Origin of the sequence: Nocardiopsis salina YIM 90010 (assembly GCF_000341025.1) — a bacterium.
GTDB lineage: Bacteria > Actinomycetota > Actinomycetes > Streptosporangiales > Streptosporangiaceae > Nocardiopsis > Nocardiopsis salina.
Window position 1 is genome coordinate 1 of the sequence record NZ_ANBF01000117.1, and the last position, 14,945, is coordinate 14,945.

Annotated in this window: 14 protein-coding genes; 5 read left to right on the forward strand and 9 right to left on the reverse strand. The window is 72.2% G+C overall.

Annotated features, from left to right (window positions below):
* From D474_RS0112535 to D474_RS0112560, 6 genes are all read right to left on the reverse strand, one after another.
* Positions 1 to 720 (reverse strand): SDR family oxidoreductase (locus D474_RS0112535; RefSeq protein ID WP_017613905.1); only part of this gene is annotated, 720 nt, incomplete at its 3' end.
* Positions 717 to 1,562 carry an alpha/beta fold hydrolase gene (locus D474_RS0112540; protein WP_017613906.1) on the reverse strand — a complete coding sequence of 282 codons (846 nt, stop codon included), beginning with the start codon at positions 1,560 to 1,562 and terminating at the stop codon, positions 717 to 719. The genes D474_RS0112535 and D474_RS0112540, both read right to left, overlap by 4 nt.
* On the reverse strand, positions 1,559 to 2,359 hold the full coding sequence (locus tag D474_RS0112545) for an aspartate dehydrogenase domain-containing protein (RefSeq protein WP_017613907.1): 801 nt from the start codon (positions 2,357 to 2,359) through the stop codon (positions 1,559 to 1,561). Before D474_RS0112545 ends, D474_RS0112540 begins: the two co-directional genes overlap by 4 nt.
* A complete protein-coding gene (locus D474_RS0112550; protein WP_017613908.1) occupies positions 2,356 to 3,393 on the reverse strand; it encodes a Rieske 2Fe-2S domain-containing protein in 1,038 nt (345 codons plus the stop codon). Before D474_RS0112550 ends, D474_RS0112545 begins: the two co-directional genes overlap by 4 nt.
* Positions 3,390 to 3,629 (reverse strand): recombinase-like helix-turn-helix domain-containing protein, encoded by a 240-nt coding sequence (locus tag D474_RS0112555; protein WP_017613909.1) that lies wholly within the window; start codon positions 3,627 to 3,629, stop codon positions 3,390 to 3,392. Before D474_RS0112555 ends, D474_RS0112550 begins: the two co-directional genes overlap by 4 nt.
* 75 nt (positions 3,630 to 3,704) lie before the next feature.
* Positions 3,705 to 4,640 carry a PDR/VanB family oxidoreductase gene (locus D474_RS0112560; protein ID WP_040703496.1) on the reverse strand — a complete coding sequence of 312 codons (936 nt, stop codon included), beginning with the start codon at positions 4,638 to 4,640 and terminating at the stop codon, positions 3,705 to 3,707.
* Between the two features lie 244 nt (positions 4,641 to 4,884).
* On the opposite strand from D474_RS0112560, the gene D474_RS0112565 reads away from it, so the two are divergent.
* Positions 4,885 to 5,430 (forward strand): MarR family winged helix-turn-helix transcriptional regulator, encoded by a 546-nt coding sequence (locus D474_RS0112565; protein WP_017613911.1) that lies wholly within the window; start codon positions 4,885 to 4,887, stop codon positions 5,428 to 5,430.
* 111 nt (positions 5,431 to 5,541) lie between these two features.
* On the opposite strand, the gene D474_RS0112570 is transcribed toward D474_RS0112565, so the two are convergent.
* Positions 5,542 to 7,050, reverse strand: coding sequence for an aldehyde dehydrogenase (locus tag D474_RS0112570; RefSeq protein ID WP_017613912.1), 1,509 nt, complete (start codon positions 7,048 to 7,050; stop codon positions 5,542 to 5,544).
* 466 nt (positions 7,051 to 7,516) lie between these two features.
* Here D474_RS0112570 and D474_RS0112575 point away from each other — a divergent pair, with 466 nt between their 5' ends.
* The 4 genes from D474_RS0112575 to D474_RS0112590 all read left to right on the forward strand — a co-directional run bounded on the left by D474_RS0112575 (position 7,517) and on the right by D474_RS0112590 (position 12,341).
* The gene (locus D474_RS0112575) at positions 7,517 to 8,530 is read left to right on the forward strand and encodes an SDR family NAD(P)-dependent oxidoreductase (RefSeq protein ID WP_017613913.1); all 1,014 of its coding nucleotides are present in this window, start codon (positions 7,517 to 7,519) and stop codon (positions 8,528 to 8,530) included.
* A 70-nt stretch (positions 8,531 to 8,600) separates the two neighbouring features.
* Entirely contained in the window at positions 8,601 to 9,704 is a 1,104-nt protein-coding gene (locus D474_RS0112580; RefSeq protein ID WP_051050964.1) for a CdaR family transcriptional regulator, read from the forward strand.
* Between the two features lie 64 nt (positions 9,705 to 9,768).
* A complete protein-coding gene (locus D474_RS0112585) occupies positions 9,769 to 10,977 on the forward strand; it encodes a glycerate kinase (RefSeq protein ID WP_040703494.1) in 1,209 nt (402 codons plus the stop codon).
* Entirely contained in the window at positions 10,974 to 12,341 is a 1,368-nt protein-coding gene (locus tag D474_RS0112590; RefSeq protein WP_017613916.1) for a GntP family permease, read from the forward strand. The genes D474_RS0112585 and D474_RS0112590 overlap by 4 nt, the downstream gene beginning before the upstream one ends.
* 78 nt (positions 12,342 to 12,419) lie before the next feature.
* Here D474_RS0112590 and D474_RS0112595 read toward each other — a convergent pair whose 3' ends face one another.
* The gene (locus tag D474_RS0112595; protein WP_017613917.1) at positions 12,420 to 13,559 is read right to left on the reverse strand and encodes a hypothetical protein; all 1,140 of its coding nucleotides are present in this window, start codon (positions 13,557 to 13,559) and stop codon (positions 12,420 to 12,422) included.
* Positions 13,560 to 13,649: 90 nt separating this feature from the next.
* Complete coding sequence (locus tag D474_RS0112600) at positions 13,650 to 14,861, reverse strand: MFS transporter (protein WP_017613918.1); 1,212 nt, start codon at positions 14,859 to 14,861, stop codon at positions 13,650 to 13,652.
* Positions 14,862 to 14,945 lie beyond the last annotated feature (84 nt).

Consider the following 14,945-nt stretch of genomic DNA (forward strand, 5'->3'; position numbering starts at 1 on the left):
GACGTAGGAGGCCGCACTGGAGAGCAGGAACACCACCGCCCCGCTGACGTCCTCGGGTGTCTGGTCGCGTTCGAGGGCGCGGTGGGTGCGGTAGAGCTCGTAACGATCGGCCGGGACCCCCTGGGTGGCCTCGACCTCGGTGAGACCGGGGGCGACGGCGTTGACGGTGATGCCGTGGCGTCCGGCGTCGCGGGCCATGGCGCGGGTGAGGGCGATGACCGCGCCCTTGGAGGCGACGTAGTGGGCCAGACGCGGCGACCCGTACAGGGCGGCGTCGGAGGCGAGGTTGACCACCGCGCCCCGGCCCTCCTCGGCCAGGAGCGGGTAGAGGGCACGGGTGACCAGCCAGGTGCCGCGCAGGTTGACGTCCATGAGGCCGTCCCACTCCTCGACGCCGATCTCGTCGAAGTGGCGGCCGCCCACCCCGTCGGCGCGGGCGGCGTTGTTGACCAGGCCGCGCAGGGGCCCGTGTTCGGTGCGCAGGGCCCGGACACGCTCGGCGAGGGCTGCTGTGGAATCGGGGTCGGAGACGTCGGTGTCGATGCGGGTGACCGAGGCGCCCTGTTCCTCCAGGTGGCGCACACCCTCGGCGGCGCGTGCCGGGGCGGCCTCGGCCACGACGACGTGCGCGCCCGTGGCGGCGACGGCATCGGCGATGGTCCGGCCCAGGCCGCGCCCGGATCCGGTCACCACGACCACGCCGTGTTCGGTTCCGGTCATGGGGTGTCTCCCGTGGGGTGGTCGTCGGCCAGGAATCGGGCGACCTCGGTGTCGAAGGCGTCCGGGCGTTCCTGGTTGGCGGCGTGCCCGGCGCCGGCCAGTTCGGTGTAGCGGGACCCGGGCACGTGCTCGGCCAGGATCTTCGACTCGGTCGGCCCTGTGACGGTGTCCTCCGCGCCCACGATCACGAGCGTGCGCGCACGGACCCGCGCGAGGTCGTGCTCGGTGTGCAGGGTGGTTGCCATGGCCTCGGCTGCCGCGGCGTAACCGTCCGGACGCAGCGAGGAGGCCATGCGCTCGGTGATCTCGGCCCGCAGGACGGGGTCGGCCCCCGGGGCGAGCAGCCGCCCGGCCCGGTCGGCGGCGAACGCGGCGGCCCCGTCCCGGCGCAGGGAGGCGGCACGGTCACGCATCGCCTCCGCCCTGCCGCTCACGCCCGACCCCCGGGTGGATCCGGCCAGGACCAGCGAACGCAGCCGGTCGGCACCGGTCAGGGCCATGCGGGTAGCAGTGACCCCGCCCCAGGAGACCCCGAGCACGTGTGCGGAACCCACCCCCAGGTGGTCGAGCACGGCGAGCGCCTCGGCCGTGAACGCATCGGTGCCGGGGGCGCCCCGCAGGTCCCGTGAGTCCCCGTACCCCGGCGCGTCCCAGGCGACCACCCGGTGGGTGCCGGCCAGGGAACGCAGCTGAGGCAGGAAGGACCGTGCGTCCCCGCCGATGCCGTGCAGGCACAGGAGCGTTCCGCCGGGTGCGTCCTCCGGCCCGGCGGCGAGCAGGAGCACGCCGTCGGCATCGAGCACGTTCACACCCTCGGGCAGGGCGACAGGTGCGGCGCTCACACGAACACCCCCGTGGCCCCGGTGCGGCCGGCGACAGCGCGCAGGACCGCGTGCGGCACGATCCCGCTGGTCGTGGGCGTCAGTTCCGAGGGGTGGTTACGGATCTCGAAGCGGTACTCCCCCGCGGCCCCGCGCGCGGTGATCACGTGCGAGGTCAGGTCGGCCTCCGGGTCGGCGACCACAGCGGCGCTCACCACGTCCCAGTCGCCCGTCGCCAGCGCAACGGAGGCCGCCACGTTCGCGGACTTCGGGAACGACGACGCGACCTTTCGGGCGGGTCCGTGCATGAGTTCCCGGCGCCGAGCGGCGGTACGCAGGTTGGCCGCCTGGTCCTCGCCCATCCAGTCCTGGACCAGGGAGGACGCGCGCTTGGTCGTCTCGATGTGCACGTGGTCCAGGGGCCCCATCGCGGCGGCCGCGCGCAGCAGGTCGAGGCCGCCGACCGCGCCGGTGCAGAGCAGCAGCCTCCCGGGGCCGCCCTCGAGGGATTCCCGCAGACCGGGATCGGTGAGCGCCCCGACGGAGGCCACCAGCAGGTCGCGCCCACGTGCGACGGCCTTCGGGCCCGACTCGGCGAGGGCGCGCTGTCCGGCGCACTCCACGACCAGCTCGGCCTGTTCGATCGCCTCGTCGGAACCGAGCACGGGCAGGCCGGGCGGGTCCTCGGGGTCGGCGTGCACGACACCGACCAGCCGGGCCCCGGGCACCTCACCGGCGTCCAGGGCGCGGGCCACGACACTGCCGATCGCGCCCGCGCCGAGCACGGCCACGGGGACGGGGCCGACACAGCGGCTCATACGCCCACCCGCCCCGGGTCATTGCCTGCGCGCCCCTTCTCGGCCGGGCGCGTGCGCTCGGCGGCCTCGGCGATCTGGCGTTCGGCCTCGCCCCGCAACATGCGGCGCAGTCGGACCAGCGCGAGGTCGTGCTGGTACAGGCCCTCACCCCGGTGGGCGTCCCCGGGCATGTCCTCGAGCATCACCCGGTCCTGCTCCAACACCTGCCAGTGGCGCGCCTCGAGGCGGGGGCGGGACAGGAATCGCCACGTGTCGCGCTCCCACCCCGACACCTTGCGGCAGCGCCAGAAGAACGCCGCGTGCCGGTCGGCGGAGATGGGCGTGACAGTGCAGGCGATCGTGAACGGCCCGCCCGGACCCGCGGTCGGCGGGTAGGGGATCTCGAGCCCGACCCACGGGAACCCTGTGTCGACCCACTCCGACCAGTCGAAGTTGACGCCCTTCTGGTCGGTCTTCTCGAACAGGAACCCGCGATCGGTCTCGCGTACCTGGAAGGCGGCCTCGCGCTTGCCCTCCGCCATGCTGTGCGAGGCCCGGTGCAGGAACGCGCCGTGCATGGGGTCCATGAGGTTGTCGAGCGAGTAGGCGTAGGGAGCGTCCCACTCGACGTAACAGAGGAAGGACTCCCACTCCCCGCCGGTGATGGGCTCCGGCGTGGTCAGCGGTGCGGGCTCGGCGTCGGGGTCGGACCCGAACCAGGCCACGATCGCGCCGCCGAACTCCTGCGCGGGGTAGGTGCGCAGGGCACGGCGGCCCTCGAGAGCACACCCGGGGCTGCCGGGCACGGACACGACCACACCCTCGGAGTCGACCTGCACACCGTGGTAGTTGCAGGCCACACGGTCGCCCATGTGCACGCCCTGGCTCAGGGGCGCGGAGCGGTGGGGGCAGCGGTCGTCCTGGACACGGATGCGGCCGTCGCCGTCCNCCAGCTCGCCTGGGCTCACCTGCGATGAGGGGCACAGGGCGTACCAGCGGTCGCGGACGCCGACACGGAGGAGTTCGTCCGCGGTCATGGTCTCCGGGCGGATCATCTCGGGCCGTCCTCTCCGGGCGCACCCAGGCGCGCCATCTCCGTGGTGAAGCTGTCCTCGGTCCAGTCGCCCCCGTGGGCGGGGCGCACGCCGGTGTCGTTGAGCGCGGCCACGACCCCGGGAAGGTCGTGGGTGCCGCGCCCGAAGACGCGCTCCAGTTCGTCCGCGAGAGCGTTCTCGTAGCTGGTGGGGGCACGGTCGGCGCTCTGCAGCGCCCCCGTCCTCGGCTCGCTCATGGCGGCCGCCTCCTCGTTGTCTCTGGTGGGGATCGGTTCCGGCCGGTGCGGGCCGGCCGGTGGCGCTGGTCGGGGTCAGAGGTCCAGGACGAGCTCGCCGCCGCTGCTGCGCGAGACGCACACGAGCATGCGGTCGGCGCGTTCGCCGTCGGACAGCAGGAAGTCACGGTGGTCGACCTCGCCGGAGACCACACGGGTCTCGCAGGTGCCGCAGATGCCCTCCTGGCAGGAGCTGGGCACGTCGAGTCCGGCGTCGCCGAGTGCTTCCAGCACCGACTCGCCGGGGCCGACGTCGACACGGGTCCCGCTTCGGTCGCACACGACGGCGAACCCCTCGGCCGGCGTGCTGCTCGCCGGGGCCTCAGGGGCGCGGAAGCGTTCGACGCGCACTCGGCCGGGATCGGCTGCCCCCTCCTGGACGGCGTCGATCAGGGGTGAGGGGCCGCAGCAGTAGACCAGGCCCTCGGCTCCGAAACCCCTGAGAACGCCGGAGATGTCGGGCAGTTGTCCCTCCTCGTCGTCGGCGTGCACGGTGAGCCGGTCTCCGAGCAGTCCCACGAGGTCGTCCAGGAAGGCCATCGATGCGCGCTCGCGGCCGCAGTACAGGAGCCGGACGTCGGCGCCGGTTCGATCGAGCTCGGCGGCCATGGCGCGGATCGGGGTGATGCCGATGCCGCCGGCGACGAGCAGGTACTCGGGCGCCGGTTCGAGGGCGAAGTTGCTGCGCGGGCCGGAGACCTCGAACCGGGTGCCGACGGGGAGACCTCGGTGCACGTGGCTACTGCCGCCGCGGGAGGACGGCTCGTCCAGGACCGCGACGCTGTACACGCGGCGGTCGCGGGGGTCGCCGCACAGGGAGTACTCGCGGTCGAGCCCGTTGGGCAGGTGCAGGAGCAGGTGGTCCCCGGGGCTCCACGCGGGGAGCTCGGCCCCGGCGGGGTCGGTCAGGTCGAGCTGAACGACCCCCTGGGCCCGCCAGGTGGACCGGTGGAGCCGGAGAGTGCGGGTCATGTCGTCCACCCACCTTTATCTTTTAGCTAAGATTCTTTTCTCTAGCTTTCTAACAGCGTGAGAGGCATCGCACAAGGGGTCGACCCCCAAATCTGTGAACTGGCCTAAGATGGAGGGACGAAGCTGCCTGTGACGCTGGGGCGCGACCCGACAGGAAGCGCACAGGGAACCGCAAACCCCCCAGGATTGGTTCAGCGCTCATATACCTGACCGGCCGGGACACCCCAGAGAGGATCACGTCACGATGAGCAGACGCTCGTTCACCCAGCCCGACGCAGTGGAGCTGGTCCAGCGCCAGTGGCGCCGCGAACGGCCGGACATGGACACCTCCGCCATGGACGTCTTCGGACGCCTGCACAGGTGCTTCGTGCAGTACCAGACCGAGATCTCCGCGATCTTCGAGGCCCACGGGATCAACAGCTCCTCCTTCGACGTGCTCGCCGCTCTGCGGCGCAGCGGGGAACCGTTCCAGCTCACCGCCGGGGAACTGGCCACCACCACCCTCGTCACCTCCGGGGGGATCACCCTGCGCATCGACAAGTGCGTCAAGGCGGGACTCGTCGAGCGCATCCGCGACACCGAGGACCGCCGGGTGGTCTACACGCGGCTGACCGACGAGGGGCTCGCACTGGTGGACGAGGTCAGCTCGGTGCACTTCGAGAACGAGAAGGCCATGCTCGGCGGACTGACCTCGGGCGAGCGGAAGCAGCTCGGAAAACTGCTGCACCTGCTGGAGCGGTCGCTGGACCAGCACACGACGGCGTCGAGAGTGGCGGCGGAGGATTCCTGACCCTGACACACGGCGGCGCCCCGGGAGACCCGGGAGCGCTCCTGCGCTCCGGCACCGGGAACCGCCACCGTGCGCCCCTCGGGCCCGTGGTCCCGAGAACGGGGCAGCCGATCAGTTCAGGACGTCGCCGGCCCAGGGCAGCGGGTTCTCGTCCAGGCCCAGGTAGACCGACTTCTGGCGGGTGTAGGCCAACAGGCCCGAGCGGCCCTTCTCCCGACCGAGCCCGCTCAGTTTCGTCCCACCGAACGGGGTCGAGACGCTCAGCTGCTTGTAGGTGTTGACCCAGACCGTGCCGGCGTGGATACGGCGTGCGACCCGCCACGCGCGCCGGTAGGCCGCGGTCCACAGCCCGCAAGCGAGCCCGTAGACGCTGTCGTTGGCCTGCTCGACCAGGTCCTTCTCCGACCCGAACGGGAGCACCACGGCGACCGGTCCGAAGATCTCCTCCTGGCAGATCCGGGCACTGTTGGCGACCCCGTCGATCACGGTCGGCGGGTAGTAGGCCCCCTGCGCGAGCGGCCCCTGGTCGGGCACCGCTCCCCCGGTCCGCACGCGCGCACCCTCGGCCACCGCGGCGTCGACCATGGAGGCCACGTGGTCGCGGTGGGCGAAGCTCACCATCGGCGCGACCTGGGTGGCGGGATCGGAGCCGGGACCGGTGCGCAGACGCTCGGCAGCCGCACACAAGCGCTCGACGAAGGCGTCGTGGATGCTCTCGTGCACGAACACCCGGGAACCGGCCACACAACTCTGCCCGGACGAGGAGAAGATCCCGTACAGCACTCCCGCGAGCGCCTGGTCGACGTCGGCGTCCTCGAAGACGACCGTGGGCGACTTGCCGCCGAGCTCCATCGAGACCGGCATGACCTTCTGCGCGGCGACCTCCCCGATGCGCTGCCCGGTCGCGGTGCCCCCGGTCAGGGCGACCTTGCCGACGAGGGGGTGCCGCACGATCGCGTCGCCGACCACCGATCCGCTCCCGGGCACCACCGAGACCAGCTCCGGCGGCACCCCGGCGTCGCCGACGGCCCGCGCGAGTTCGAGCGCGGTCAGGGGCGCGACCTCGGCGGGCTTGAGAACCACCGCGTTGCCCGCGGCAAGGGCAGGCGCGACCTTCTGCGCGTCGCTGGCGATCGGGGAGTTCCAGGGCGTGATGGCACCGACCACGCCGATCGGCTCGTGCACGCTCATCGACAGGTAAGGCCCGCGCGCGGGGGTGAGCAGGCCTTCCTCGGTCTCCAGCACCGCGGCGAAGTAGCGGAACGTCCCGGCGGCGCTGGCGACCAGGGCCCGGCTCTCGCCGAGGGTCTTGCCGGTGTCGGAGCTCTGGAGCGCGGCGATGGACTCGGCGCGCTCTTCCAGCAGGTCGGCGACGCGGACCAGGTAGCGGGCGCGCTGGTGCGGGAGCACGTCCCGCCACCCGGGATCCTCGACGCGCTCCAGCCCGGCTCGCACAGACCGGTCGACCTGTTCGACCGACGCGGAGTGGAACTCGGCCACCGTGCTGCCGTCCGACGGGTCGATCGACCGGATGAGCCGGCCCCCGCCGCGGTGCCGACCGCCGGCCACCGGGATGAGGTCGTCCTCGCGCACCCGACCGCTCGGGGTGATGTCGTTCATGCCCGTACCTCCAGGGATCGTGGAGCCACCGACTTTATCTTAGGACAAAGATATTATTAAGTAAGTCTTCCGAGAGGTTCCAGTCGGGCGAGCAACATCGCTGCTCAGAGACTCAGCAGCGTAGGAGTCATGGCCCGATCCAGAACGAGGCCGGGGTGAAGCGCACCGGCACCGACGCCGGCCCCTCGTGAACAGTCCCTCCTCCGAGGTGTCGGCGCCCTCGTCGAACCGCGGTCCGGCATGGCGTCCAGCAGCTGGTCGACCGCGACCTCCACCTCGGTGCGCGCCGGCAGCGCACCCGTGCCGTAGGGGGCAATCGACAGGGCCAGTGTGTACGTGGTGGCACAAATCGTCCGTCGGTACGCTCCGCCCCCGGATGAGATCGACGCCTGTAGGGAAAGGTGGCGGTCGGGAGAACCGTCCGGACGGCCGTCCCTCCTTCCGGCCACCCCACGAGGAGTAACACGTGAGCACCGACGCCCCGCTGACGGCCAACAGCACCATCGGCACCTGGCTCGACGATGCACAGGGCTACCGCGCCCTCGAAGGCATCCTGTCCGCGGCCGGGGTCGACCCCGACCGCCTCGCACCCGTGCGGTCCATGCCGCTGGCCCAGCTGGTCGACCTGAGCCAGGGCGCGCTGACCCGGGAGACCGTGGACGATCTGGTCCGTTCGGTCAACGGCGGGGAGATCCCCGAGGAGAACCCCGGCTCCGTCTGGCGCGAGCGTGTGGTGCCCGGCCGTTTCGAGGGACGCACCGTCGTCGTCACCGGCGCCGCCTCGGGGATCGGGCGCGCCACCGCCTCACGCATCGCACGCGAGGGCGGCCGGGTGGTCGCCGTCGACCTGGCCTCACAGGGCCTCGAGCAGCTCGCGGGCGGGCTGCCCGGGGCCGACGTCGTGCCCGTCACCGCCGACCTCACCCGGCCCGAGTCGATCGACGGTGTGCTCGAGGCCGCCGGTCCGCGCATCGACGCGCTCGCCAACGTCGCCGGGATCGTCGACGACTTCTCTCCACTGCACGAGGTCACCGACGAGGCCTGGGCGAAGATCTTCGCGATCAACGTCGACGGGCTCTTCCGCCTGAGCCGGGCGGTGATCCCCCTCATGCTGGAGGCCGGCCGCGGGTCGATCGTCAACGTCGCCTCCGAGGCCGCGCTGAAGGCCTCTACCTCGGGCACCGCCTACACCGCGACCAAGCACGCGGTCGTCGGCATCACGCAGAGCAGCGCGTTCATGTACGGGCCGCAGGGCCTGCGCGTCAACGCGGTCGCGCCCGGTCCCGTGGCCACGGGCATCTCCGGCGGGATGACCATGTCGGAGTTCGGACGCGAGCGCACCGGCGGGTTCATGCAGCTCATGCCACCGGTATCCACACCCGAGCAGCTGGCTGCCCCGATCACGTTCCTGCTCAGCGACGACGGCGTCAACGTCAACGGCGCGGTCCTGCCTTCGGACGGCGGTTGGGCGGTGCAGTGACCGCCCCCTGACCGCAGGCCACCAGCGGCACGGGCCTGCGGTGCCCCAGGGGGTGCCTATCCTGTGCTGCATGGCCCACTCACGCCGTCGGCCGCCGTTGAGCAGCGATCTCGCCCAGCGTGTGGTCGACCTGATCGCGCCGACGATCAGCCACAACATCAACGTGATGGACGAGCACGGCACGATCATCGCGTGCCTTGACCCGGAGCGGCTCGGCTCACTGCACCGGGGAGCCCAGCGGGTGATGGCCGAAGGACGCTCGATCCGTGTCGAAGCCCCCGAGCCGGGAGTCTCCGACCGGCCCGGGGTGAACGAGCCGCTCGTCGTCGAAGGCGAACTGCGCGGGGTCGTCGGGGTGACCGGCGCCCCGCACGAGGTCGCGGCCCTGGCCCGCGTCGTGGCCCTGACCGTGCAACTGCTCATCGCCCAAGAACACGAGCAGGACGCGGCGACCCGGCGCCACACCGACGCCCGCGACCTCATCGCCGCGCTGAGCTCGGGCACCACCCGCCCCGACGCCGCCCGGGTGCGGCTGGCCGCCACCGGCCTGTCCCCTCCGTGGTCCATCGCGCTGTGGTCCGCCGACCGGCCCCGGGAGGACGCCGCGGCGGCACCGCCCGCCTCCGCTGCGACCGCCGTCACCCGTATCAACACCGACTCGGGCCGCCGCGCCGCGGTCCTGCACGGCGCGCTCTGGCTCGTGAGCTCCGGCCCTCCGCCCAGACCCGACGCGGTCGGGCTCCCCGGAAGCAGCCGGCACACCCGCACCGAACCCACCGACGACGTCGAGGGCCTGCTCGCGCACGCCGAGGAGTCCAGGGCGCTCTGCCGGTACGGGGCCCTGATCCCGCCGATCGGCTGCGAACACCCCTGGTCCCGCGAGATGGCGGTCGCCGTCGCCCATCTCCCCCGCCGCACCCTCGAACGCATGGCCCGGCGCGCAGCCGCCCTCAGCCCCGCCCACCGCGCGACGGTCACCGCCGTCGGCTCGACGATCTCCATGCAGGCTGCGGCCGACTCCATGTACGTGCACCGCAACACCCTCCTGCAGCGTGTGGAACGCATCCGCTCCCTCACGGGGTTGGACATCCGGCGGGGCGACGACCGCTCCTCACTCGACCTGGCGCTCTACGCGCTCACCGCACTGGGCGAATCGCACATACACCCCACGTGAAACTGCAGGAACCCTGGGCGCCACAACGTCGAACCGCACCTTTTGTGTGCTTAAACTTTCCGACATGTCAAAAGTGGTTCACACGCGTGACGAGGACTCCCCCACCCGTGTCGCCGTCCTCCCCGACTCGTTCAAGGGAAGCGCGCACGCCACCGACGTGGCCGGCGCGATGGCGCACGGCGCCGAACGTGCCCTGAGCGGCCGCCCGGGCGGTGTTCGCATCGACACGCTCCCTTTCGCCGACGGTGGCGAAGGCACCCTCGACGCCCTCCTCGGCGCCTGGGGGACCCCCGTCCTGACCGTGGAGACCACCGACGCCATCGGCCGCCCGGTCACCGCACGCTACGGGCTCTCCCCCGACCGCACCCGCGGCGTCGTGGAGGCCGCCGAGGCCAACGGGCTGCCGACCGTCTCCGATGTGGCTCTGCGCCCGCGTACCGCCACCACCCGCGGCATCGGACCGCTCGTGGAGGCGCTGCTCGACGCCGGGGTCGAGGAGATCCTGCTGTGCATCGGCGGCTCGGCCACCACCGACGGCGGGACCGGGCTGCTCGGCGCCCTGGGCGCCCGCTTCCTCGACGCCGACGGGTCCGAGCTCCCCGACGGCGGTGGCAGCCTCATCGACCTGCACCGCATCGACCTGGACGGCCTGGACCCGCGGGCCGGCTCCGTCCGGTGGCGTATCGCCTGCGACGTCACCAACCCGCTCGTCGGGGAACGCGGTGCCGCGGCGGTCTTCGGGCCCCAGAAGGGCGCGGTCGAGGAGGACGTGCGCGTGCTCGACGCGGGCCTGGACCGGCTCGCCGACGTACTCCGCGACGCCACCGGGACCGACGTCCGCGGCCGTGACGGCATGGGGGCGGCCGGGGGTCTGCCCGCGCCCCTGACCGCGGTCCTGGGCGCCGAACTCGTCCCAGGCTCCCGCCTGGTCGCCGAGACCCTGGACGCCGAACGGCTGTTGGCCGGGGCCGACCTCGTCATCACCGGCGAGGGCCGCTTCGACCACCAGTCGCTCGACGGGAAGGTCGTGGACGCTGTCCGGCGCATGACCCCCGGCCACGTTCCCGTCCTCGTGGTCGCGGGCAGCGTGGCGGTCGGCCCCGAGGAGCTCGAACGCTCCGGGGTCACCGCGGCCCTGTCCATCGCGGAGGGGCCCAGCAGCCTCGCTGAGCTGCAGGAAGAAACGCTCCCCGCCATCACCCGCACCACCTACAACGGCTGGCGGGNCGCCCACAGCCTCGCCCCGTCCCGCTCGAAGGAACCAAGCCCGTGACCGCGCTCCTCGTACTCATCGCCCTCGTGGCGGGCATCGTGCTCGTCACCGCCCGGTGGAAGGTCAGCCCCTTCCTCGCACTCATGGGCGCGGCCCTCATCGGGGGTTTCGCCTTCGGCCTTCCCGCCGCCGAGATCGTGGAGACGGCCACCGAGGCCTTCGGCAGCACGCTCGGCAGCATCGGTCTGGTGATCGTGTTCGGCACCATGATCGGTGTGATCCTGGAACGCTCCGGGGCCGCGATCGCCATGGCCGAAGCGCTCATCAAGGTTCTCGGGGCCCGGTTCCCGAACCTGACGATGTCACTGATCGGCTACGTCGTATCGATCCCGGTCTTCTGCGACTCCGGGTACGTCATCCTGAACTCGCTGCGCAAGGCCATCACGCTGCGCACGGGGGTGTCGTTCCTGGCGACCTCGACCGCTCTCATGACGGGCCTGTTCGCCACGCACACTCTCGTGCCGCCGACGCCCGGCCCGCTCGCGGCTGCCGAGAACATCGGCATCACCGACAGCCTGGGGCTGATCATCGCGATCGGGGTACCGGTGGCCCTCGTCGCCGCGCTGGCCGGCCTGGCCTACGCGAGTTCTTTCAGCCGCAAGACCTTCACGCCGCTGCCCGCCGAGGAGAGCGACGACCTCGACGACACGCAGCGGTCATGGGATGAACTGCGGGAGAGCTACGGCAGGCTCCCCAACGCCTTCATGGCCTTCTTCCCGATCCTCCTGCCGCTGGCGCTCATCTGCATCGGCTCCGTGGCGGAGCTTCCGGGCGCCCCGTTCGGCGAAGGTGCGCTCCTCGGCGCGGTGAGCTTCCTCGGGACCCCGGTGATCGCGCTGATCCTGGGTCTGGGCGCAGCGACCCTGCTCCTGCGCGGGCACGGCAAGCTCGCCCGCTTCAACGAGCAGATGGCCGACTCGGTGCGGGTGGCCGCCCCGATCCTGCTCATCACCGGTGCAGGCGCCGCTTTCGGTGCCGTGCTCGAGGCCTCCCCGATCACCGGCTTCCTCGAGGACAACCTCAGTGACCTGGGCCTGGGCCTGGCCGTGCCGTTCCTGGTCGCCGCCGCGCTCAAGACCGCGCAGGGCTCGTCGACCGTGGCCCTGGTGAGCACGTCGGCGCTGGTCGCCCCGATGCTCCCCGCTCTCGGGCTGGGGTCGCCCGAGGGTATGGCGCTGAGCGTGCTGGCCGTCGGTGCGGGTGCGATGGTCATCTCGCACGCCAACGACTCCTTCTTCTGGGTCGTCGCGCAGCTGAGCCGGATCCCGGTCGGTACCGCCTACCGCGCCCTGAGCGTGGCCACCGCGATCGAGGGCACCGCGGCCTTCGCCACGATCTGGATCATCGGACAGTTCCTGCTGTGACACACTGACCGCACACACGACGGCGCCCCGGGTGGGATCTCCCGCCCGGGGCGCCGTCGTCGTTCGGGGTGCTCGGCGTCAGCCCATGAGGGTGCGCAGAACTGTCGCGAAGTCCTCGTCGGAGGTGTACAGGCCGACCTCACCGGAGTTGTCGTCGACCTCCACGGCGACCTGCGCCAGACGCGGCGGGGCGCCCTCCTCGGTGGCAGGGCGCCACCAGTAGAGGTTCTCGGTGATCGGCTTGTCGGCGTCGGCGTAGAACCGGGCGCCGAGCTGTTGGAGGGTGCGCATCGCGGCGACCGGGTCGCTCTCGCCGAGCACGTGCGCCATCACCACGGGCGGGGACGGGAACAGCACGAGCGCGCCGTGCGGGGCGTCTCCCAGGTGGCGGCCCAGGTCGTGCAGCTGCGCACCGGTGTAGGTGTGCTCGCCGCCGATGTGGACGACGGTGGTGCCGAGGGCGTCCATGCTGTCCGACTGCACGGGCTCCTCGAGGGACCCCGCGACCGCGTGCGTGAAGGCCTGCTGCTCGGTCAGCCCGAACCCGTCGAGCTGGTTTCGGGGCATCGGCTGGATGCGGTCGGGGAAGTCCAGCACGACGACCTCGTGGACCCCGTCGACGAAGGGCCGCGCCACGAGCAGCTCCAGCGCACCGTCGGGGAGCGCGGAGTCCGCGTACAGGCGCACCCGCAGCTGCCCCTGGTCGCTGCCGGCCGGCTGGGGCTGGGCGAGGTCCGCGGCGGCCTCGGCGGCGAAAGCGCGGGCGCGGTCCAGGGCCTGTTCCTCGTCGAGCCCGTCGAGGGACGAGAGCAGGTCGGTGGGGTCGGTACGCATGAGGCGACCGTCCTCCAACGGCAGCAGGAGGCTGTCGGGGAAGTCGAAACGGGCGTTGATGCCGCGCTCGTCGAAGGCCCGCAGCACCACGTAACGCGCCTGGTCGTCGGACCTCGGCGGGTAGTGCGTGCCGAAGGCGATCCCGCGCTCACGCATCTGCCGCATCATGCCCAGCGCGAGCTGCTCGGCGAGCTCGGGGTGGGCCTCGGGCGGGAAATCGGCGGCCTGGTCGGCGGCGTCGGCGAAGTCGCTGGTGAAGCCCTCGTGTTCGGGGACCTCGATGCGCACACTGGTCGGCGCGACGAACTCGGCCTCGATCCCGAACTTGCGGAAGGCCGGGACGAGGATCTCGACGAAGGCGCGCCGGCGATCGGTGTCGGTCATACTCTCGCGGGTCCCATCCTGTGGGGGCTGGTGCTCACTTGCTCACTGTGACGAGCGGGGTCGGCCCCACGCTACCGGGAACGTACGACGTCAGGACCGCGCTCTGCGGGCCGCGGCCACCGGGACGACCACGACCGCCGTAGCCGAGAAGACGGCCGCCACCGCGAACACCGCGGGCAACCCCGCGACGGTGATGACCGCGGCCATCAGGACCGGGGTGAGGGTGGTGCTGATCGCCTGCAGCCAGTTCTGCACGGCCAGCGCTCGGCCGGCCCACGGGGTTCCGGCGAGCTCGGCCACGGAGGTGAAGGTCAGCCCGTTGTGCCACATGGTCAGCACCAGGCAGATCAGTACGAGCGGGACGGCCGCAGGGGACCACAGTACCGGCAGCAGGGTGAGCAGCACGAGGAAGCCCCCGGACACCGCCGAGAGCCACCTCACCGGACGCAGTCGGTCGCCGGTGCGGTCCGACCACACGCCCAGGAGGAGGCGACCCACCGCACCGGGGACCTGGGCGAGGGCGACGACCGCGCCGGCGGCCGGGGCCGACCACCCCTGTTCCTGCACGAGGTAGACCAGCGCGTAGGTCATCATCGCGACCTGCGGAACGCCCAGCAGCATGCTCACGCCGTGCACGCGCCACAGCGTCCAGGTGCGGTAGGGCGACCCGGCGGGACCGGGGGGCCGGGTCTCCGCGCGGTCGGGGCGATCCCGCTGCCTGCCCTCCCCGCTCGCACGCCGGGGCGGGGCCGAGGCCACGGTGAGTACCAGGGGCGCCGCCACGAGCGCGAGCACCGCCGGGAGGCTCATCGCCGCCGCGAACCCCCAGGCGTCGGCCGCTCCGGGCAGCACGAGGGAGGACACCCCCACGCCCAGCGGCAGCGCCGACTGGCGGATCCCCATCGCGAGTCCGCGCTCGGACGGCGCGAACCACACCAGGATCAGGCGTCCGCTGGCCGCGTTGACGGGGCCGCCGACCGCACCCACCAGGAGCAGGACGGCCGCGGCGGTCCACAGTTGCGAGACCGTCCACAGGAGTCCGAGGGCGGAGGCGGTCAGGACCATGCTCAGCGTCATGGTGACCCGCTCGCCGGCCCGGTCGATGACTACGCCCCACAGAAGCAGGGTCAGGAGCAGACCGAAGGACGGAAGCCCGGCGAGCATGCCCGCCTGCGCGGTCGTGACCCCGAACGCCTCCCGGAGCTGGGGCAGGACGAAGGGGACACCGAACATGGCCGACACACTGGCGACCTGGGCCACCATGCTGACGGTGAGGACCGACCACCGGTTGCGCAGGAGCATCCGACCACCCTAGGGATCGACCGGCCGGGGCTTCCTCCCGGGGACGCTTCTATGTCAAGCGGCGGGCCCGTAAGCCCTCTGCCC